The organism is Romboutsia sp. BSD2780061687b_171204_C1, assembly GCF_015560225.1.
GTDB classification, from domain to species: Bacteria; Bacillota; Clostridia; order Peptostreptococcales; family Peptostreptococcaceae; genus Romboutsia_C; species Romboutsia_C hominis.
The window spans coordinates 15097-35423 of the sequence record NZ_JADMRK010000012.1 but is presented as its reverse complement, the minus strand read 5'-3'; the positions used below and the strand labels follow the sequence as shown (position 1 = coordinate 35423).

At 26.4% G+C, this 20327-nt stretch carries 38 protein-coding genes; 3 read left to right on the top strand and 35 right to left on the bottom strand.

Translation table 11 applies throughout. The features are described 5' to 3' along the window. Positions 1 to 128: 128 nt before the first annotated feature. The 33 genes from I2H23_RS13660 to I2H23_RS13505 all read right to left on the bottom strand — a co-directional run bounded on the left by I2H23_RS13660 (position 129) and on the right by I2H23_RS13505 (position 17980). Entirely contained in the window at positions 129 to 731 is a 603-nt protein-coding gene (locus tag I2H23_RS13660; protein WP_195581828.1) for a major tail protein, read from the bottom strand. Between the two features lie 49 nt (positions 732 to 780). Then, complete coding sequence (locus I2H23_RS13655; RefSeq protein WP_243248310.1) at positions 781 to 1164, bottom strand: prohead protease; 384 nt, start codon at positions 1162 to 1164, stop codon at positions 781 to 783. 4 nt (positions 1165 to 1168) lie between these two features. Next, positions 1169 to 1531, bottom strand: coding sequence for an HK97-gp10 family putative phage morphogenesis protein (locus I2H23_RS13650; protein ID WP_195581827.1), 363 nt, complete (start codon positions 1529 to 1531; stop codon positions 1169 to 1171). Positions 1532 to 1582: 51 nt separating this feature from the next. Further along, on the bottom strand, positions 1583 to 2395 hold the full coding sequence (locus I2H23_RS13645) for a hypothetical protein (protein ID WP_195581826.1): 813 nt from the start codon (positions 2393 to 2395) through the stop codon (positions 1583 to 1585). 48 nt (positions 2396 to 2443) lie between these two features. Next, positions 2444 to 2788, bottom strand: coding sequence for a phage head closure protein (locus I2H23_RS13640; protein WP_195581825.1), 345 nt, complete (start codon positions 2786 to 2788; stop codon positions 2444 to 2446). Beyond that, the gene (locus tag I2H23_RS13635) at positions 2789 to 3064 is read right to left on the bottom strand and encodes a head-tail connector protein (RefSeq protein WP_195581824.1); all 276 of its coding nucleotides are present in this window, start codon (positions 3062 to 3064) and stop codon (positions 2789 to 2791) included. It lies immediately after the preceding gene. Positions 3065 to 3208: 144 nt separating this feature from the next. Beyond that, positions 3209 to 4435, bottom strand: a complete 1227-nt coding sequence (locus tag I2H23_RS13630) for a phage major capsid protein (RefSeq protein ID WP_195581823.1) — start codon at positions 4433 to 4435, stop codon at positions 3209 to 3211. A gap of 3 nt (positions 4436 to 4438) precedes the next feature. Further along, the gene (locus I2H23_RS13625) at positions 4439 to 5185 is read right to left on the bottom strand and encodes a head maturation protease, ClpP-related (protein ID WP_195581822.1); all 747 of its coding nucleotides are present in this window, start codon (positions 5183 to 5185) and stop codon (positions 4439 to 4441) included. Next, positions 5185 to 6414, bottom strand: a complete 1230-nt coding sequence (locus I2H23_RS13620; RefSeq protein ID WP_195581821.1) for a phage portal protein — start codon at positions 6412 to 6414, stop codon at positions 5185 to 5187. The genes I2H23_RS13625 and I2H23_RS13620 overlap by 1 nt, the downstream gene beginning before the upstream one ends. A 191-nt stretch (positions 6415 to 6605) precedes the next feature. Beyond that, positions 6606 to 8333 (bottom strand): terminase large subunit, encoded by a 1728-nt coding sequence (locus I2H23_RS13615; protein WP_271933379.1) that lies wholly within the window; start codon positions 8331 to 8333, stop codon positions 6606 to 6608. Between the two features lie 14 nt (positions 8334 to 8347). Further along, on the bottom strand, positions 8348 to 8803 hold the full coding sequence (locus tag I2H23_RS13610) for a phage terminase small subunit P27 family (protein ID WP_195581820.1): 456 nt from the start codon (positions 8801 to 8803) through the stop codon (positions 8348 to 8350). Between the two features lie 186 nt (positions 8804 to 8989). After that, entirely contained in the window at positions 8990 to 9403 is a 414-nt protein-coding gene (locus tag I2H23_RS13605) for an HNH endonuclease (protein ID WP_195581819.1), read from the bottom strand. A gap of 208 nt (positions 9404 to 9611) precedes the next feature. After that, entirely contained in the window at positions 9612 to 10097 is a 486-nt protein-coding gene (locus tag I2H23_RS13600) for an RNA polymerase sigma factor (RefSeq protein WP_195581818.1), read from the bottom strand. A gap of 21 nt (positions 10098 to 10118) precedes the next feature. Then, entirely contained in the window at positions 10119 to 10475 is a 357-nt protein-coding gene (locus tag I2H23_RS13595; protein ID WP_243248308.1) for a VRR-NUC domain-containing protein, read from the bottom strand. 25 nt (positions 10476 to 10500) lie between these two features. Then, entirely contained in the window at positions 10501 to 10629 is a 129-nt protein-coding gene (locus I2H23_RS15520) for a hypothetical protein (protein WP_271933375.1), read from the bottom strand. A gap of 29 nt (positions 10630 to 10658) precedes the next feature. Next, a complete protein-coding gene (locus I2H23_RS13590; RefSeq protein ID WP_195581816.1) occupies positions 10659 to 10916 on the bottom strand; it encodes a hypothetical protein in 258 nt (85 codons plus the stop codon). A 26-nt stretch (positions 10917 to 10942) separates the two neighbouring features. Further along, positions 10943 to 11257: a hypothetical protein gene (locus I2H23_RS13585; protein WP_195581815.1), complete on the bottom strand. Its 315-nt coding sequence runs from the start codon at positions 11255 to 11257 to the stop codon at positions 10943 to 10945. Between the two features lie 22 nt (positions 11258 to 11279). Then, the gene (locus I2H23_RS13580; RefSeq protein WP_195581814.1) at positions 11280 to 11573 is read right to left on the bottom strand and encodes a hypothetical protein; all 294 of its coding nucleotides are present in this window, start codon (positions 11571 to 11573) and stop codon (positions 11280 to 11282) included. A 34-nt stretch (positions 11574 to 11607) separates the two neighbouring features. After that, entirely contained in the window at positions 11608 to 11835 is a 228-nt protein-coding gene (locus I2H23_RS13575) for a hypothetical protein (RefSeq protein ID WP_195581813.1), read from the bottom strand. Positions 11836 to 11861: 26 nt separating this feature from the next. Continuing rightward, on the bottom strand, positions 11862 to 12053 hold the full coding sequence (locus I2H23_RS13570) for a hypothetical protein (RefSeq protein WP_195238642.1): 192 nt from the start codon (positions 12051 to 12053) through the stop codon (positions 11862 to 11864). A 73-nt stretch (positions 12054 to 12126) separates the two neighbouring features. Further along, positions 12127 to 12450 carry a hypothetical protein gene (locus I2H23_RS13565; RefSeq protein WP_195581812.1) on the bottom strand — a complete coding sequence of 108 codons (324 nt, stop codon included), beginning with the start codon at positions 12448 to 12450 and terminating at the stop codon, positions 12127 to 12129. Positions 12451 to 12510: 60 nt separating this feature from the next. Next, complete coding sequence (locus I2H23_RS13560) at positions 12511 to 12681, bottom strand: hypothetical protein (RefSeq protein ID WP_195581811.1); 171 nt, start codon at positions 12679 to 12681, stop codon at positions 12511 to 12513. A gap of 129 nt (positions 12682 to 12810) precedes the next feature. After that, positions 12811 to 12975 carry a hypothetical protein gene (locus I2H23_RS13555; protein ID WP_195581810.1) on the bottom strand — a complete coding sequence of 55 codons (165 nt, stop codon included), beginning with the start codon at positions 12973 to 12975 and terminating at the stop codon, positions 12811 to 12813. 10 nt (positions 12976 to 12985) lie between these two features. Then, positions 12986 to 13186: a hypothetical protein gene (locus I2H23_RS13550; RefSeq protein ID WP_195581809.1), complete on the bottom strand. Its 201-nt coding sequence runs from the start codon at positions 13184 to 13186 to the stop codon at positions 12986 to 12988. Further along, positions 13176 to 13532: an NUMOD1 domain-containing DNA-binding protein gene (locus I2H23_RS13545; protein ID WP_195581808.1), complete on the bottom strand. Its 357-nt coding sequence runs from the start codon at positions 13530 to 13532 to the stop codon at positions 13176 to 13178. The genes I2H23_RS13550 and I2H23_RS13545 overlap by 11 nt, the downstream gene beginning before the upstream one ends. A gap of 113 nt (positions 13533 to 13645) precedes the next feature. Next, positions 13646 to 14155 carry a hypothetical protein gene (locus I2H23_RS13540; protein WP_195581807.1) on the bottom strand — a complete coding sequence of 170 codons (510 nt, stop codon included), beginning with the start codon at positions 14153 to 14155 and terminating at the stop codon, positions 13646 to 13648. Positions 14156 to 14172: 17 nt separating this feature from the next. Beyond that, a complete protein-coding gene (locus tag I2H23_RS13535; RefSeq protein ID WP_195581806.1) occupies positions 14173 to 14478 on the bottom strand; it encodes a hypothetical protein in 306 nt (101 codons plus the stop codon). Positions 14479 to 14532: 54 nt separating this feature from the next. Further along, positions 14533 to 15234, bottom strand: a complete 702-nt coding sequence (locus I2H23_RS13530) for a Rha family transcriptional regulator (protein ID WP_195581805.1) — start codon at positions 15232 to 15234, stop codon at positions 14533 to 14535. 11 nt (positions 15235 to 15245) lie between these two features. Next, complete coding sequence (locus I2H23_RS13525) at positions 15246 to 15395, bottom strand: hypothetical protein (protein WP_195581804.1); 150 nt, start codon at positions 15393 to 15395, stop codon at positions 15246 to 15248. Further along, a complete protein-coding gene (locus I2H23_RS13520; RefSeq protein WP_195581803.1) occupies positions 15382 to 16386 on the bottom strand; it encodes a nucleoid-associated protein in 1005 nt (334 codons plus the stop codon). The genes I2H23_RS13525 and I2H23_RS13520 overlap by 14 nt, the downstream gene beginning before the upstream one ends. A 5-nt stretch (positions 16387 to 16391) precedes the next feature. Beyond that, positions 16392 to 16778 (bottom strand): hypothetical protein, encoded by a 387-nt coding sequence (locus I2H23_RS13515; protein WP_195581802.1) that lies wholly within the window; start codon positions 16776 to 16778, stop codon positions 16392 to 16394. Beyond that, entirely contained in the window at positions 16778 to 17665 is an 888-nt protein-coding gene (locus I2H23_RS13510; RefSeq protein ID WP_195581801.1) for a rolling circle replication-associated protein, read from the bottom strand. The genes I2H23_RS13515 and I2H23_RS13510 overlap by 1 nt, the downstream gene beginning before the upstream one ends. A 147-nt stretch (positions 17666 to 17812) precedes the next feature. Then, complete coding sequence (locus tag I2H23_RS13505) at positions 17813 to 17980, bottom strand: hypothetical protein (RefSeq protein WP_195581800.1); 168 nt, start codon at positions 17978 to 17980, stop codon at positions 17813 to 17815. Between the two features lie 164 nt (positions 17981 to 18144). Between I2H23_RS13505 and I2H23_RS13500 the strand changes: the two genes are divergently transcribed. Beyond that, entirely contained in the window at positions 18145 to 18522 is a 378-nt protein-coding gene (locus I2H23_RS13500) for a helix-turn-helix domain-containing protein (protein ID WP_195581799.1), read from the top strand. A 19-nt stretch (positions 18523 to 18541) separates the two neighbouring features. On the opposite strand, the gene I2H23_RS15515 is transcribed toward I2H23_RS13500, so the two are convergent. Then, complete coding sequence (locus I2H23_RS15515) at positions 18542 to 18667, bottom strand: hypothetical protein (RefSeq protein ID WP_271933366.1); 126 nt, start codon at positions 18665 to 18667, stop codon at positions 18542 to 18544. A gap of 139 nt (positions 18668 to 18806) precedes the next feature. Here I2H23_RS15515 and I2H23_RS13495 point away from each other — a divergent pair, with 139 nt between their 5' ends. Together I2H23_RS13495 and I2H23_RS13490 are read left to right on the top strand one after the other, a co-directional pair. Beyond that, entirely contained in the window at positions 18807 to 19004 is a 198-nt protein-coding gene (locus I2H23_RS13495; RefSeq protein ID WP_195581798.1) for a helix-turn-helix transcriptional regulator, read from the top strand. Positions 19005 to 19096: 92 nt separating this feature from the next. Further along, positions 19097 to 19324, top strand: coding sequence for a helix-turn-helix domain-containing protein (locus tag I2H23_RS13490; RefSeq protein ID WP_195581797.1), 228 nt, complete (start codon positions 19097 to 19099; stop codon positions 19322 to 19324). A gap of 31 nt (positions 19325 to 19355) precedes the next feature. Here I2H23_RS13490 and I2H23_RS13485 read toward each other — a convergent pair whose 3' ends face one another. Further along, positions 19356 to 20120, bottom strand: a complete 765-nt coding sequence (locus tag I2H23_RS13485) for a DNA-methyltransferase (protein ID WP_195581796.1) — start codon at positions 20118 to 20120, stop codon at positions 19356 to 19358. Positions 20121 to 20327: the final 207 nt, after the last annotated feature.

Sequence of the window (20327 nt, the reverse complement as noted above, 5' to 3'; positions counted from 1 at the left end):
TAACCCCATTTATTACATCTCCGAAGTTATCAAATCTTTCATCTATATCAAATATAGTTTTGTTTGTCATTTCAAAGTCTAAGTTTTCATTTCCTATTTTAAATTTTCTTTTCATTTAATTTCACTCCTTAATGTTCAGATATTTCATCTACCTTTTCTTCTGGTATAGTAACTTGTTTAAAGAAATTCTTTAAAAATTCCTCTGTTACATTAGGTGAATCACTACATACATTATATTGCCATAATCCATTTATAAGAGGTCTAAAACTCGCTTCTATTTTCTTAGCTTGGAAGTTAGCCTTACCTTCTTTAGATTTTAAATCCTCGTCTGATAAACCAAATGTACCAGCATATAATATACCGTATTTATCAATACCTTGAGATTTTTCAGATTTATATAAAATAGCAAGTGTTGGAGCTATATCATTATCGTTTTTTATTACTCCACCTGTTTTAGCTAATTTATGTCCCATAACATAACATTCATCTATATCCTTTAAGTCTGTTATATTTAGAGTTACTTTTACATCTTGTAAAGTTTGTTCTTCTAGGACTTTTTTACCTTCATGGTAATAGGGATCACTATTTTGTTTTGGTTTTATTCCTATTTGTTTAACCCCTTCTAAGTAACGAGGAGTATCAAAAGTTATGTTTCCATCTTCAGTTAATAAGTGAGCTACATATAATTTACTTACATTTACTACTGGTAATATTCTTTGTTGTACTGCCATTATGTTTTCATTCCTTTCTTTTTATAAATAAAAAAACTAGCTTAGTATATTAGCTAGTTGGTAAATCAATATTAAACCTTAAAGGTTTATGATATAAATTTGTGTTTTTTTCATATAAATCTGGACTTCCAGGATTTAATTGAAATCCATCTTTAATTAATTTATTAATTATAACTGTTTCTAGTTCTGTATAATCATCTAGACTAAAAATATCAACTTGAACTAAGTGATTTATATAGTTTATATTTCCTTCACTGTAATCACTACCTTTAGAATTAACAACTTGATACTCTATATATGGTGGTTTAGCATTTTTAGCATGTATAAAATATACCTTTTTATTACTTGTTAGGTCTAATATTTCTTTATCATTTAAAACTTCCTTTAATTTCTTTTTTATAACTGAGGTATCTATTTCCATTTTATTTTTCAATATATCACCCCATTTTCTTAAATATAGTTTGTGCTACTTTTGAAATAGCTTCCTCTGTATTTTCTCCGACACTTCTTTCAAAATATCCTACATGTGCTTTTTGTTCACTTGTGCCATACTCTTGGAATATATCATAGAAGGCTTTACTTTTTGCAGTTCCTTCCGTTGCTAAATCATTCTCTTTAACAGATATTTTTATTTCAGCAAGTTCTCCAGTTGGTCCACGTGGAGTATCATTTTCTAACCCTTCTCCAATTACTTTTATACCTGACCTTACAGCGTATCTTTTTATAGTAGCATCTAAAGCCATGTTCTTTACATACTCCTCGAATTCTTCATATCCTTCAAGTTCTATAGTGCTTGACATATAAAACCTCCAAATAAAAAAGGCATAAGCTTTAAGCTTACCCCTTTTATTTTATTCACTCCAAGAACCATCTATATATTTACATCTATATAAATCCATTGGGTGCTTTTGAGATATACATAACTCTATATCATATCCACTATCTTTAAATGCTCTTTCAAGTAAAAATTGTATCTTTGTAACTATTCCATTAACTAAAGCTTGGTTTTTATAAAGTAAATCAACTGATATTACTTTTTTATCTCCATTATTCTTAACCTCAAAAGTAGAATGTTCTAATCCTGTATTTCCTATATTAAGATCATTTATTAATGTTTCAGGCTTAAATTCTCCTTCTTCAGGAACAGAAATAGATCCATCATTAGTATTAGTATTTTCAATAGTATTTGTATCCTCTTCTGGGATATTAATACTTGAATCAACTTTATCATTTAGAATATCTAATCCACCTTTGATACTATTCTCACTAGCATTATCTTCATCTATGGTAATATTATTATTTTCTACCTTACATAATAGCGAACATCCTAAAGCTTGTTTATCAACTAACGGTTTAAAATCTATTTCTTTTATTTCTTTATAATCTAATATTAGTTTTTTATTATTATCTATTATTTTATTTACATCATCTTTAAAATTTTTATAAATTTCTTTGGCATTAGTATCTTTATACTCAAATTCAATAGATAGCCTTTCTTTATCTTTTATAAAATATATATTTGAATCTTTATGCACTTCTTCAATAGTATTAACTAGTTCTTCAGATGTAACCTTCCCATTATCATTTATAGTTAATTGTTTATTACACCCAACTAAAATAAATATAGAAATTACTATTAACATTGAAATAAATATTTTTTTCACAATAACACCTCCAAGTCCATTATAACTTAAAAGGTAATAATTGGAAATCTAACAATTTATTTTAGCTTTAATATCTACAAATTTATGTAAGTTTTCAAAGTCTACAGGAGGATCTACAATATCATAAATGTATCCCTTATAATTAACTCTAAAAATTTTACTTGCTCCAGGTTTCAATAACTCTTTTATTTTATTACAGTATCTAACTGTAAAGGTAACTATATTCTCACTATTTGTAGCTTTTGCACTTATATATTCTCTACCTGTAACCTGCTTATATCCACTCCAACACTTATAGTATTCAGTCCAATCTTCTATGTCAAATCCATTTTCATTTTGAGATGATGAATATTTCTCTATTATTATTCTTTCGGTTAATCTACATTGAGCCATTTAATCACCGTACTTTAGTTGAGTCATAATAGATTGTAATGTAAATCTTACTTTATTACTTGTTTTTTTATCTGCCATTAGTTCTCTGTTATCATACCAATCTTTAACTAACACTTTGCAATATTTTTTAGCTCTTTTATTTTCACTATTAAATTCTTTTCCTGTAGCCTCTTTAAGATATTCCTCAGCTGCATCTATACAGTCTTGAATTTCTTCATTTTCATCATCAAAATCTACTTTTATATATCTTTTTGCTTCTTCTAAAGTTAGAATCATTTAATCCCTCATTTCTTGAAAAATAGCCAAAAAAACGACCTATTTAAATCGATTCTAAGGTATCTCAAAATCTTTCATAGACTAATAATACCTTGAAATTTCAAGGTATTATTAGCTTAAAATATATTTTTGTTTATTTCACTTTTATTCTTGAATTGATGCTATAGGAATTTCTATTTTTAATAGTGCTTCTGAATCTTTAACATCTCCATCCATCCACATTATAATTCTAGCCTTTGTTGAATTTGTTTCAAAAGCTCCTGCTCCTATATTAGTAGTAGCAAGTTCATAATTACCATCTGAAACATATTTATAAGCTTCTTTTAAATCTCCTAGTAAAATTGGTACAACTGATTCAGTTGATAGTAGCAAATCATTTGGAAGTTCTTTAACTGGTAAACCTAAAAATCTATATTGTGTTGGGTCCTTTGGATCTGGTTGTAAATATGGTCTACCTGTTTTATCTTCTAAACTATCTAAATAGTTAAATCCATCTTGATTAACAATCCATTGAGAAGTTGATTTAAATACATTTAACAATTCTACATTTTTACATTTTTTTAAGTCTTTTAATCCTGGAGATTTTGGTAAAGTTACTTTTTTAAATTTATCAGAAGTCATTATCCCTTGAGCATGTTCATCTCCACCATCTCCGTATAATATTTCAACATTTCTAGTTATTCTTACTTTATCTACAAACCAATTTATTATAAAGTTTTCTAAACTCTTATCTGCAAACTTTAATAAATCATTTGGTATTGACATAAAGTCTGCAAGGTCTTTTAATTTAAATGTAAAAACTTCTAATTTAGCATTATCTCCATTAGCATTAGTCGCTATATTAGCATTTTCAGATAATGGTTTCATTGGCTTTTGTTTACTTCTTTTTTCATAAGTTCTTTTACCACTTCTAGCATATACTTTTTCATAGTCAACTAAGTTATATAAATCTGTTGTATCTTTTAATCTTGTATTTATTTTAGTTTGTATATCTTGTGGAACAGCATATCCACCGTCTTCATCTATATTTTCAGAGATAACATTCATTTCTCTTTCTGTTAAGTTTAATCCTTTTTGATTTTTTTGTTTAAGTAAATTATCAGCTATAGCCTTAGTAAATAAAGAACCATTATAAACAACTTCTTCATCTCCATTATTTATAGTGTTTACAACAGTTGTGTTACCTTCATTAAAGCTATTATCTATATTATCTTTTCTTTTTTGTGCTTCAATCTTTGCTTGAAGTATATCTATTTCATCAGATGCATTTTTTAATTCTTCTGCTGTTACATCACTCTTATTTAATAAATCTGTTAAGTTTTTATTTTTACTATCTAATTGATTTAATAATTCTCTTAATTCTTTTGACATATTTTATAACACCCTTTCTTTTTGGCATAATAAAAAGCTAGACACAGATTTATTTTTAAATGCTAGCTTTTCTTTTAATTTATTTATTTCATTTTCTTTTAAATTTTTATCTACCGTACTTATTTTAGTATTTAATTTAATTTCATCTTTCATATTTCTTATTTTTTCAATAACATCTGGTGGTAACATACCTGATTCATTTGTATTATTGATTAATCTATTGCTTGTATCAAACATTATTTCATCTACAAAACCTAGTTCTTTAGCTTTTTGAGCATTCATAAAGGTTTCTTTGTTCATTAAATCTAAAAGATTTTCTTCACTTAATCCTGTTTTAAGAACATAAGCATTTGATATTGCTTTATTGCATTCTTTTAATATCTCTGAGCCATGCTCCATAGCTCTATAGTCACCTTGCATTACACCAGAAGCATTATGTATCATAAATCTTCCTGTTGGAGAAATCTTTAATATATCAACTCCCATAGATGCAACACTTGCTGCACTTGCTGCCATCCCAACTATTTTGCCTGTAGTTTTTCCTTTATAGTCTTTTAATAAAGTATATATTTCAGAACCTACATCAACATAACCTCCTGGACTATTTATTATGACTTCTAGTTCTTCTCCATTTGCATTATCTATCGCCTTTTCAATATCTTTTGCACATGTAGCTTCTATTCCAAACCAGTCATAAATCCATTTTTCATCACTTGATATTATAGGTCCTTTTATATTTACCTTTGCCATTATTTATCACCACCTTTCTTATATTGCTCTCCAACCATACTTAAAGGAATCATATTACCATTTACAATTGCAATATCTCCACCTTCTAATGGTTCATCTTCTTCTAATTCTCTTATATCATTAATAGTTTTAAATCCATTTTGTATAGCATCTGTATAGCTCTCATATCTTGTCTTAATGTCGGCTCTTAAAATAGAATCAACATTAAATTTTAGATAGAATCCATCTAGTATTTCAGAATTTAAAAATAGTTTATATATTAATTCTTGCTCATACATAGTGAGTATAGATTGCAATGTATCAATATAAAACTCCCTTTGTTGTTCTGTTATATTTGAATGAGTAGCTCTATCTAAATCATTTAATTGATGCATTTTAACACCAAATACAGATGCTATTTGTCTTATAGTTAATTGAGTATTTTCTAAAAATTGTGCATCAACTAACTTTTGACCTATAGGTTGAAATTGATATCCTATAGGTAACATAGCTATTCTATGTGCATTTTTTAATCCACTAGACATCCTTTCAAATTCATTCCTAAATGTTTCCTCTGCTTGAGGATTTAAATCCCCTACATATTGAACTAATCCTTTAACTTGAAGTCCATTTTTAAAAAAGTTATTTATATATTTTTCAGAACTCTTTCCATTTTCTATAAGATGTTTCAATTCAACTATAACACTTAGTCCTGCTAGTCCGTTTAGTGTTAATCCTTTAAAATGGAGTATTTCATCACTCATAAATTTATGTCTATGACCTAAATTATCAGTATAGATATACCAGATTTTATTTTCAGAACTTAGTAACCCAATATCATCAACATAAATCTTCATATTAGAACTATCTAATGGATATAATCCTTTTATTTTTCCATTTGAATTAAAATCAATTGCAACATAAGAGTTCCCATAAATATTTCTTTGTAATTCAATACATTTCCAAAAGTCACTAGCACTCATATATGGATTAGGTCTTAATTTTAATAATGGTTCTAAATAATGGTTAGTTTGCCTTTTAATCCCTTTATCTTTTTTATATAACTTTATAGGTAATTTACTAACTGTATCGGATAATATTCTTAAACATCCAAATACAGTAGCTTGTTTTAAACTATTGCTTCCAGTTACATTTACATCATCTACATTTATTCCAAGCCATTTCAATAGTTCTTTATCATTTATATCTATTTCTGTTGTTGAATTTTTAATTTTTCTACTAAAAAGCATTTAATTTTCACCTCCTTGTTAAAGGATTTTTAGCGAAGTAAATGCCTAAGACAATAAAAATAATAGCTAACACATACATACCTACATAAAAATTAAGTACTAATGTTGTTGAAACTATTATTATTAATCCTAGAAAAATTAAAAAATCTTCTATGTAATTACAGAAAATCTTTTTAATTTTTTTCATTTCATCAACCCCATAATTTATTTAAGAAATTCTTATCTGCATATTTGCTTAAATCTAGCAACTTCTCTTCTTTAAATGCTAGTTTATATGCATCTATAATAGCATCGACTGGATCTATTCTTTTTTGACGTCTATCCTTATCTATCTTAATTTCTCCAGCTGAGTTAGAAACTGTCTTTGCATTTGTAACTGACCATACTAAAAGTTCATTTTCCTCATTATATTCCACATTCCCTGCTTCTACTTCTAACCTAAAATCTTCTGTAGCATCATTTAGCCACTTAGGAGATTGATATATTTCTATACAATCGCATCCTAACTCTTCTAAATCAGATAAAAATGTATCCGCATTATGTGGATCGTATCCTAACTGTTCAATTTTTAAATCATATTCTTTAATTAAATTCTTTAAATATGAAATTATATATTTGTAATCTGTTTTTATTCCTCCAAGTGTTTCAGTTACTGTAAGTAAATTCTTTTCTTTTATCCATACCGAATAATCTGCGAAGTCTGTCTTTATATGTTCTTCAACTCTTTTTTTAGGAATAAATGAATGCGAATGTATAAAATATTTTTTTACACCTTCAATATAATATACAAATATTAAAGCTAATGAGGTCAAATCCCCTCCTGAACTTAAATCTAATCCTGCATAACATTTTTGCCCTCTAAAATCTTCTAATGTCTTTTTAGATTTACAAACTTTAAATTTTTCTGGACCTATATATTGACTATCTGAAAACTCATACCATATATTTAAAGATTTTGTTAAAAAATTTCTTAGGTCCTCTCCACCTTTTTGTTTTGCTTCATTTGCAAATCTTTTTAAGTTTTCTAGTCCTTTTGGTAGTTTTGCAACTAATGGATTAGCTTTACACCAATTTTCTGGATTCCAAATATCATCATCTTTATCCATTTGTGCTATGTATATGAAGTATTCTTCATTATTTACAATGCCCTCTAAAACATTTTTGCAGTATTCCCACTCTTTGTAACAAGGTCCATTTAAATTGAATCCCGCAGTAGTTATAATACTAATTAAAGATTCTGCTTGGTTAACAGAACCATCTTCAAGTAATTTGACCATTTGGTTAGTCTTATGACTATGATACTCGTCTATAATTCCTCCATGAGGGTCAAAACCATCTATAGTTCCAGTATCTCTTCCTAGTGCCATTATTTTACCACCACTAAATAGAGATTCTATAATTGCATCATGGTCTTTTATCTTAAATAATTCTTTTAAATCTGATTCTGCATTTATAAATTTACTAGCTTGCTCCCAAACTATCCTAGCTTGTTTCATTTTTGTAGCTGTACAATAAACTTGAGCATTTGGATAGTTGTCAAAAGCTGATAATTTAATAGCTAAACCACTATTTAAAAGTGATTTTGCATTTTTCCTAGCAAGTTGTACATAACTTTTTCTAAATCTTCTATAACCAGTTTCTTTTGAAACCCATCCAAATAATGATCCTACTATAAAATCTTGAAATCCAAATAGCTCAACCTCTTGTCCTGCTATTTCTCCATCTGTAAACCTAAGACTTTCAAAGAATTCTATGGCTTCTAATGCTAAATCTTCATCAAATTCATAAATATAAGGTGCTAATTTTGACTTTTCTAAATCCTCTAGATGTCTTTTACATGCTAAAATAACATTTTTACCAGCAATTTCTCTTCCTTCAACTACACCTAAAGCATATTTAGTAACCCTGTCTATATTCACATACAACCACCCCCTTATTTCATAAATTTAGAAAATTTATTTGGAGGTTTATCTTCTTTCTTAGTAGGTATTACTAACTTACATCTACTAGATATGGTTAATCCTAAATCGCTAGCTGCCTGTCTACTTTGTTTGAAAAGTTTATCTTGCATTAGTAGATAATTAAAGTATTTGTCATTGTCTACACCAGTTTTTAATAGCTTTTTTGTTACCTTCTGATAGTTGTATTCAGAAACTACAAATCTTGCTAAGGCTTCACAATCTAAATTGGTCATTATATCTACCTTTATTAACTCACTAGCTATCCTTCTAAATTCTTTTTTTAGGGTTTCTGGTAAATAAGAAGGTGGCTCAACTTTATCATTAGCAGCCTTAACTTCTTTAGATTTTCTTTCTTCTATTTCAGATTTTGTTAAATGTTTTTTACCTTTAGCTTGAATCAAAGAAATAGGTTGTTTCGGTCTAGCCATCTCACCACCTCCTTATTTTTTATTCAATTTTTGCAAAACTTAAAATAGCTATAATTTAGATAAATTCTAAATTATAGCTATTTCATACCTAGTTTCGAAAATTTTATTTAGGGAATTTCCGCGGAAAAAAACTGCAACCGTGGACTCTAGTCTTTTGGTCAAAACTTTTTAAGTACCCCCCTACCCTTAATATTTTTTATCTATTAAGCTAGTTAGTTTACTTTTCATTTGTGATTCAACAGATCCTCCTTTATCATATTTCTTATGTACATAGTAATGACATCTATTACATAAGCAAATAAGATTATCAATGTTAAATCGTAAGCTCCATGCTTCTTTTAATGGTTCTATGTGGTGTACTACATCACTATGTTTTCTTTCACATAGTTTACACATACCATCATCTCTTTGTTTAACTGAATCTCTTGTAAATATCCAATCATCACTTTTATAAAACTTCTGCTCTTCTAAATCATTCCTTCTTTTTCTATAATCTTTATAACTTTTCTTCTTTTCAACAGAGAATCTTTTTTCACACTCACTACACATTTTAATATCTTGAGTTATTATTTTCCCACATCTACAAAACTTTTTTAACACATCTACCTCTTAACTTAAATAAAAAAGACCTATGAATGAAAGTCATAAGCCTTAATTATTGTTAGAAACTTTGTTTTAAGTCTGTTATTACCCTAACCGACTATATGAGTTTAAACATCATTTCTTTTTTTTCGTTAAGTTATATTTTTTCTATACTACCATGTTATCATCTTTGAATTATCTTTAAAATATCATCTTTTTATCATATTTATATCTTCAATGCTTCTATTCCAAATAGGAATACACTCATTTCTTTTATCATATCATTGATCCATCTTCTAACAGATATAACACTACAGTTCAGTTTCTCTGCTATTTTCTCATATGTATTATTTTTTATGTAATATAATTCTAATGCCTTATACTTTTCTATCGTTCCTACATTTCTTTGTTTTTCTTTTAATGCCTTTAAAGCAACATCTATATGACTTATCATTATTAATGTTTTTATTCTACTTCTCTTTATACTAAGTATGTATAATACATCTTCATCTATATCTTTAAGATTTATAGTTCCATCATCTATATCTTTAACCTCACTTTTAGCTTTTTCATAATGCAACTTTAAATCATTATAATTTTTCATTAGTAGCCTTGTGTTATGATATGCACCTTTTTTCTTTTTAGTTTCTTCTTCTTTCTTTATCTCTTTTACTACTTCTTTAACTAATACTTTTATTTCTTCAGTACTCATATCTCACCTCATATATATATATTAACTATTAATATATCTTTCTATAGCTTCTTTAGCTTCTTCAAATCCATTACATACAGTTGCATAATATCCTTGTTCATTAAGTTTATTTATCCATTCCTTCTGTTCTTTGCTTGTCCTGCCATTTCCATATTTCATTTCAATATATAGGCCATGATAATTTCTACGAGGTACTGGAAGGCATAGATCAGGAACTCCTTTTTTTACACCAGCTCTTTTAAGTCTAGCTCCTTCACTCTTACCTCTTTTCCCTCCATTTGGAATATGATATATTAATTTAAGTTCTGGATATATGCAAGTATTTATATTACACCAATCTATCAATGTCATTTGTTCTGTTTCTTCACTTCTTTTCATATTTACATACATATATTTCTTACTCCTACTTCTTTTCCTCTATATCTATTATTAAATTATCTTTATCTTCCTCTTGATAAACAACATATCCTAACTCTTCTAGATCTTCAACAAACTTAACTATAACTTGTTGTAACTTCTCAAATTTGTTCATTTAGTTCACCTTCATTTAAAATATGTTTTTTATTCTCTAATCCAATCATGTAATTTTACTTTAAAGTAAACAACATGAGGTCTTATTTCCTTAAATCTATATGTTACATTTTTTTCTTTAAAATGATTATCTAGGATATCTTTAAACTCCTTAGTTTTGTAAGAATCATTTTTATCTCCAAACTCAAATTCCGCTTCATTTATAAAACTCTTATCTGTATTGTCTTCTATGATTCCATCAATATAGCTAGTTATCATTTTAGCCATTTTTTCAACTTTGTTAATCATCCAAATCTCCTTATAAAATACAATTTTTATTTTAACTTTCTCTCTTTGTTTCTACTTCTTAAATTATCCAAAGTGTATCTAACACTATTGTCATTTCTCATTCTCTCTTTAGCTCTTTTTAAAAGTTCTTGATCCTCAATAATATTTAAACCTTTTACTTTATATTCATTTCGTATTTCTTTATTTATCCTTTCATCTTTTATAAAATCTTCTATTATTGTTATCATTGTTTTAAATAAATCTGTATCTGATATTCTTACATTTACCTCTAAACTTCTATGTGGTTGCTTAGTAGGCTTTGGAATTGGTTTATTTGTATATTTAATAATATTTTTATTCATAATCTTCACCACCTACAATTATTTAAAATTCATTCCCTTTAACATAAAAATAATTCTTACGTTGATACTTAATTTCTCTTTCAAAATCTTTACTGGTACTTATAACTAACAAATTTTTTAACTTTTTTTCATCTACTTCAAAAATTTCTAGTGCTGCATCTCTTGTTATAGTGATACTAAAATCATATCCTTTTTCTGCAACATTTCTTAAAAGTTCTGTTGCAACATGAAATTTATCTAACATTTCCTTATTTTTAACTTCTTGATTTTTAGGAAACTCTATTACATTGCCTAATAACTTTAATTGTTCACTCATACAAACCTCCTATTAGTAACAACAAATATGTTTTTTATTTTCTTATTATATTTTCTTCAAATACTCTATCAACATTACAAACAGGATCATACTCAACAAGATATTCAATATCTCCATTTAACAAATCAAATGTTGAATCTAAAATTAAATTTATCTGCATTATCATTCCTTCTTTTTCAACACCATAGGTATCTATATATTTAATTTCTTCTCCTACTTCAAAGTTAATATCGCAATTTTTTATAACATCTTGTAAATTCACTAACTTCACCACCTAAAATACAATTTTTATTCTATATTCCTATTTTCCTTATCTTGCTTTAACCAAAACCAATAATCAGGTTCAAGCTCATTTGCCAATTCCTGTGCTATATCATACACATATTCCATTTTTTCTTTATCTGTAAAACATGCACCATTTTCTACCTCTTCATTAAGACCTTTAAGTAAATTTTTTATATTCTCTATTTTTCCATTCATTTGTTCCGCCTCATTTATAATTTAAAATCCGATTTTTATAGGCCGAGTATCGACCGACCTCGACTATACATTTTTACAATATATCCATCAATATATCTTCAATTTCAACTTCAAATGTTTCTGCTGATATATCATTGTCATCTAAGAATTCTTCCATATTAAACACTCTATTTAGCCTATCTAAGATTAATTTTGATATATTTGCATGGTCATATCCTTCAACTTCAACATCATTAATTTTAACTATCTTACCTCTACCGTTTCCCGTTGTTATATGTATAAGTCCTTTACTATCTAAGAACCCTTTATCTCCTTCTTTTACTGTCATAACTTTATCACTTACTATAGTGTTTATTTTAAAATCTTCTTTCACTACTATTTCTTGACCTATTTTCATAATCTTCACCACCTAATAAGTTTACATTTGTTTTTGCAATCTGATTTATCATTTAATTATTTATAATTCATATGTAAATTCTTTGATTAAATTATTTATATGTGTAAGTTTTTTAGACTCTTGTCCTCTAATTTCATCGCTAATTACTTTATGTATTCTTTTTCTTGTAATATCTTTTTGATATTCTAATGAACTTATTATTAATTTTAAGTCTTTCTTAGTTAGCTTCATTATTTACATCTCCTTAGTTAGAATGTATTAATTTTACATAAGCTTCCACAACAACTACATTGATAAAATATCCCTTTGCTTGTCTTTAGCTTGTATACTGTCCCATCACAAAATTTACATTTGTTTTCTCTAGCTGCTATTATGTTCTTTTTCACTTATTTCGCCTTCTTTTATTCTATCTAATATAATTAATTCTTCTTTTGTATTGCAGTTTGGACATGAATAATTTCCGTTTCTTCTTCCTACTTGGAAATAATTATTACAATTTCTACATTCAATATTTATAAATTTCATTTGTTCCCTCTTAATATAATGTGTTTTTACATCTGTTTACTAATTTTAATTTATCTATTAATACTTGCTTTCTTAAAGCTCTCATATCTTTATTTTCAATCTCTTTACATTTATCAATTTGTTCTTCAATTTCTTTTTCAATTTGTGATATTTTTAAATATGCATTACTATCAAATATTTTATTTTTACATTGATTGCATTTAATGCTCATTAGCTTCACCTTCAATTTTTTTGAAAATATATCTTTTTTTATAGATTCTATTTGCTTTTGTATACTGTGCTATTGTCCCTTTATTAACTTTCAAAGATCTTTCTGCTGCTGCGATACTTTTAAATTCATGTTCTTTATTTTCTAATGTATCTATAACAATTATTTTAATAGCCTTTTTAGAACTCATTCTCTTACAGTTTATTTCTCTATTTTTAGTTCTAACATTTTTGACGTCTACATTTTCTAATGTTATTTGTCTAATTGCACTATTGGCTGATAAAAACTTTTCTGATGTAATACAAGCTAATAGAGCCATATAATTCTCTATATAATTTTCTTGAAACATCTACACCATCTCCATATACTATTTTCTTTTTTTAGTTGCTATAGCATTTAATATTTCTAATGATCCAAGCACTATAGCAACTATATATATTAATCCTAAAATATCTCTTATATTTACATTAAATTTACTAAGTCCCAAATCTTAACCCCACTTACTTTCTCATTTACGAGAACTTCTCCATCTATTGTTTTTACCATTCTGCCTTTTTTATCTCTATATAGACACATGTTTAATATTTGCTTCTTCATTATTTCTGTTGAGCTTCTCTTACTCTTTAGATCTTTATTCTCAGATTCTAATTTCCTTACTTTTTCTTTTAGTTCTTCTATTTCATATACATTAGATGCAACTTTGGTAGTCATTTCTATATTTTTATTTTTATAATTATCAATTTTTTCATCTAATAATTTTTTATCCTTTTTCAGTTCAGTTACTTTATCTTCTAATGAGCACATATCTGCTAAAAGTAATTTATATTCTTCATCATTCTTTTTATCCTTATTTTCTAAGTCTATTATTCTATCTATATGTAATTTATTTTCATCATAAGCTTGTCTAAGTTTTCTTTTAAGCTCTTCATTTTCTCCTTTTAATGTTTTATACTTTTTACCACTTACTAACATGTCCTGACCCCCATATTTTAATTTTTATTTGCTATACAGTACTCTTTTATATCTAATATTCTATTTTCTATCTTTTTCTTAGTCTTAGCTTTTTTAGTTCTACCTTTTATAATCTCTAATCTTTCTATTTCTTTGTTATATAGTTTTTTATTAAAATGTATTAATTTTTGTAACATATCATCTGTAACTTCTTTTTCTGCTAATAATTCATCTTTTTCTTTTGAAAGATTTATATTTATTTTTATTAATTTATCTATGTATTCACTTTTATTCTTCAACTGATTTTCATAGTTTTGTATTAGTTTCTTTCTTGAAACAAACATTTAAATACCTCCGTTTCAATTCGTTAAGATACAATTTGCTTTTATTCATTCTCCCTATCCTGCAAATTCTATTTGATTAGTAAATGTTGATATTTCTAACGATAAATTATAGTTTGGTTTCCAATTTGCTAAGTACATAAGTCCATTTTCAAAATCTTTAATTGCTGTATTTTTATAACTATTTATTTTAAAATGGCTCTTATAATCTCTCCATATAGCACTAAATACTTTTTTACTTACTTTTTTGTATGCATTAGAGTTATATCCACCTAGTATTTCTATAGCTCTTCTTTTAGCTTCATTTAACAACTCTTCTTGTTGCTCATAATCTATAGTCATATTGTTGTATAAATAATCAACTCTTTTATCTGTTTGTTGTTGTTTCTTATCTAATTCAAATATTGCTTTTAGTTCTGGACTCATATTAAAGTATGGATTTTTAAGTTGTTGTTCCATTTTATTGAATACTTCTATATACTTAAGCTTCCAATCCATCGATCTAGTTCCAGTAAATCCCATCACTAATAAACTGAATCCATCTCTATTCATTAAATACTCTTTGTAGAAGTTTCCTTTATGTTCAAATGTGCTTTCTATAAACATTTCTTTAACTACGAAATTTTCCGTAGTTAAATTTTCTATAGCTTTGACTACATCATTATGTCTTTTTTCAAAGTTAGTAGCAATTTCCCTACTACTTACTAATAATTGACCATTTATATTTTTTACATTTACTAAATTATTTAAATTATTCATACTTTCATCTCCTAGTATTCAATAGTTAATTCTTCTTTAGCTATATTAAAAGCATCTAAGTCACTTATATTTTTATTTTTAATCTTTATCTTCTCTGCTCTTTCTCTAACTAAATCTGCTTTCTCTGTTATAGTAAGTTCATCAAATCTATTTTTCTTCAAACCTTTTAACTCCTTTTATAACTATGTCATAGCTTCCATCTGGATTTTGTTTCATGCTAAACTTCATAGGATCATTTACTATAGCTCTTTCAAGTTTTAAATTTATTCCTGAATCTGTTTTTATATTTCTATTCTTAAGTTTCTTTTCTACATACTTTTTATTAATATTAAAGTCTTTATCTACTCCTTGCGACTCTAAATATGTTTTAAATTCTTTTATTTCATCTTCATTATCTAGTGCTTGTTTTAAGAACTTACCTATATCCATTACACTATTCTCAAGTAACATATAATCCCTAATATGTCTTACATCTTCCTGCTTCTTTAAATTATTACTATATACATTTGTTATATATGAACTTGTATATGTTTCAAACATCTTTGTTTTATATGTATCATCAATTACTTTTTGTATATCTAGGTAATCTTTTAAGAAAGATGATTCCAGATCCTCTTTTTCTGCTTCTACGTCTAGTACTCTTAAATCATATTCATCGTTTAATCCATTCACTCCAACTATAAAACCTTGTTTAATTGTTGCCGTTTTACCTATAGCTGCTTCATTTTGTAATATTTGTATATTAAATTTATCATCTTTAAAATCTATCGAATGATTATATATTTCTTTATAATCTAGTTTTAAAATTGCTATGTATGTTTCATCTTTTTGTGTTAGTTTACAAACTATTAAATCACATGAATTCATACCAGGTTGTTTCTTCATTATGTCAAATAGATATGCTGCTATTTCTTTAGAATTTTCTAAGAAGCATTTATCATCATATATCATTTGTTCTGTTAATAGTTTTACTCTATTTTCTTCATAATTCTTAAATTTAGCTTTTCGTAAAAGATCATGCTTTAATAATTTCTTGATATTTTTCTGTAAAAACTTATCCATATCTAAGCTTATCTTACCTTCATAGCTATTTAATATTGGTGTGTCTACATTCTTATCTAGGACATGCACTACAAACTTATGTATTATCATTTTCCTTATGCTCCTTTTACTATTTTTTCTTTATACCAGGCATTAGCAAACTTCTTTAAATTACTTAAATTATTTAAATATCTAGCTTCTGTCTTGCATATTGGGATAGATTGTAAATAGTGGTATTTATCTTTTTCTAGCATAGATTCTGTATATAGTTCTATTTCTTTATAATTTTCTTCTCTTTTAACAAATCTATGACCATCTATTTCCACAGTTAACATTCCTATAACTAATTCATTTTCATCTTCTTTTTCCAATTCTTCTAGTTTCTTTATAACTCCATCTAGTATCTGTGTCATTTCTTTTAATTCTTTATTTTTAGGATTTTGTTCTATCATCTTTAAGGCTTTTATTCTTGTTTCTTTTAAGCCTTTAATAGAATTTTTCATTATACTAACCTCCTCATTCGAGCATATATGTAGGGCTTTCCGTTATAGGTATTTATATGTACTTTTGCATCTATAAACTTATATCCTGGATTTACTTTTTCCATTTCTGACTCTATAAGATCATGGTACTTTGACATATTATTTATCTTCTTTTTTGAGAATTTAGATATACTTCTAGTTATTAATGGCTCTTTTAAATTTCTACTACATCCCCATCTTTTCTTGCCTTTTGGATCTTTAGTTAAATATCCAGCTAACCCTGATAAATGATTTTCATCTGGTGATAATCTTCTTATATTATTTCTTCTTCCATATTTCCAAGTTTCTTCAACTACTTCCATTGGTAATACAGAGTTCATAATTATATGATGATGATATCTCCCTTTTCCTTCTTTAGATATTTCAGTAACAAACATATACTTTATTTTCTTGCATTTCTTTTCACTTACTCCATTTTTCATTTGTTGCTTTTTATACATATAGTTCAATCTTCTTATGTAATTTCTTATATGTTTTTTAGCTTCTTCATGATTTCTAGGAATATTTTTATTTGAATATGCAAGTGTTATATAATAATCTCTATATGTAAAATTAGCATTAACTTTGCGTATAAAGTATTTGACTGCATTCTTATTATTAAGATTTTTTTGTGCTTCTTTAGTTCTCTTTAATCTAAGTTCTTCAGGTATGTCTTTCTTTAAAAATACTGGATATACTTCTACTTCTCTTATAGGTCCAGATGTTACTGTCTTTGTTTCATAAATGCTATTAGTTGTTATATCTATTAGTTTTTCTATTTCAACTAATGGTAGATCTCCTTCATTTATCTTTCTTTGTAGTAATTCATTATCTATTTCTATATATCTATTTCTATTTCTCCTTGCCATTTATTTCACCTATAACTTTTAATATTTCGTTGTAAACTTAATACTTATTACAAGTCCGAATAAAGCCATCTAGACTTTGTTTTTTCAAGATTTATAGTTGTTTTAGTCAAGTGTGTAATTTTAAAAATCACACACTCTATATATGTATTAATTTTTTATGTTTCCCATCAGTTCTTTAATTGCTTCTCCTAACTCAATTTCTGATAGTTGAGATATGTATAATGTGTTTATTGAAGTTAAAGCTATAATCTTATTTTTCTCATTCAAACATTTTATTTTATCCATTAAAGCTTTCTCTCTTTGTTGACTTGTCATTAAATCACCTCTTTTTATTTGTTGACTTGTCATTATTTTATAACTTTTGTTATTTTTTGTCAACATTTTTTACTATCTTTTGTTATTTTTTGTCAATTTTTATTGACTTGTCAACATTTTTAATTTAAAATATTATTTAAAGTTACATTAAGGAGGTTTTTTATTTGAGTGTAAATAAAAATATAAAAACTCTTAGAGAAAAACATTTAAAACTTAATCAGATTGAATTTGCTGATAAAATAGGCCTTAAACGTAATTCAGTGTCTGTAATTGAAACTGGAAGAAGAAACCCATCATCAAGAACATTAGATGATATATGTGATGTTTTTAATGTTAATATGGAATGGCTTAAAACTGGTGTTGGAAATGTATTTAATGATTCTTCATCAGATAATCATTTTGCATATTTTATGGCACAAATAGGTACATCTGATTCAAATAATGATTTAAAACAAGCATTATATAAAATTTCTAAATTAAATAATAAAAATTTCAAAATTATAGAAAAAATAGTTGATGTTTTAATCGAAGAGCAAGAATAAATAAAAGCAGTTGTTAATATTAACAACTGCTTTTATTTATTCCTTTTATAGTAAAGTATATATACTCAAGTTTTTTTATTTCATTTATATCTTTTATTAACTTTTTTATTTCTTTTTTTAAATCTATTACTTCTTTTTCAGCCATATTTGATCTCCCATATATTTGATTTTATATATCTTTATACTATCAGAAATCTAACTATTTTTGCAGTCAAACTTTTACCATTTTTTTACATTTTTCGACAAAAGCATTTTTGTTTAAAATTAATATGAGGTGATAATTCATGTTAAGATTACGAAGAAAAAGTCTTATGCTTACTCAAGCACAAGCGTCTAAAATATTAGAAATAGATAAGAGCTATTTATCTCTAATAGAAAACAAAAAACGTTGTTGCTTAAATGACTCTTTAATAAAAAAAATATGTGATTTGTATAAAATATCCCCCAATGATCTTGATGATTTTTTTAATGATAAAAAATAATAACCTTTAGCTCATTTTGAGCTATTAGCTTACTAATATGTAAAAGTTTTTTAATTTATATTAATATACTCCTATACTCTTAGGAGGATTTTATGTTTGGAAAAAGACTTAAAACACTTAGAAAAGATTTTAAACTTACTCAAGCTCAACTTGGTAAGAATCTAAATTTATCTCAAAGAACTATCTCTGGTTATGAAAATGGACTTCGATTTCCAGATGAACAAATCTTAAATTCAATAGCTGATTATTTTGATGTATCAGTTGATTATTTACTCGGTAGAACAAATATAAAGAATATCTATAACCAAAATAGGCATTAATTTACTTAATATGGTTAATGCCTATTTTAAATTATAAATAAGCTTTTTCAATTCTATTTTTTGCGATTTCAAAATATGTATTATCCAATTCAATTCCTATAAACTTTCTATTTGTATTTCCTGTGGCTACACCGACACTTCCACTTCCCATACAATTATCTAAAACTATATCTCCTTCCATAGTGTATGTTTTTATTAAATACTCAAGAAGATCTACTGGCTTTTGTGTTGGATGCACTGTTTTACTCTCTTTTTTAAATTCAAGAACATTATTAGGATAGTTGGTATACTCAACTATATGCTCCTTCATTAATGTATCTTCATTGTAGATGGTGTCTTTATTGCTTATTTTACTTTTTCTCTTTTTCACTTTAGGCTTATCTAATTTTTTAAGCCCTTGAGGTATGTACAATGGTTTTCTTTTATAAAACACATTTATATCTTCTATTTTTCTCATGGGTTGATGCTTGGCAAAAGCAAACCCTGTGCATGTATTTTTCATCCAGTACCAACTATATCTATAATTTTTTAGATTTGAGTTAATCAATTTTGTTGTAAATGGTTGAGCTGAAAATAATACTATAGCTCCATTATCTTTTATAATTCTATGATATTGTTCCCACATTAAGTCAAAGGGAATTATATTATCCCATTTGCAATCGGTTGTTCCATATGGTAAATCACAAAGTATTAAATCAATTGATTTATCTTTAATACTTTGCATTATAGATATACACTCCCCATTATATATTTCATATCTTTTTATATTAATAAAATCACCCCCTTTACTAAACATATGTTCTGCTTTTGTTCTTATTTTAAATTATATACTATTATAAATTTAAAAACAATACTAAATTTATACCCCCTATATCACATGATATAGGGGGGTTATATCACATGATATAGGGGGGTTATATCACATGATATAGGGGGGTTATATCACATGATATACCAATAGTCCTATTATAATAGTCCTATTATAATAGTCCTATTATAATAG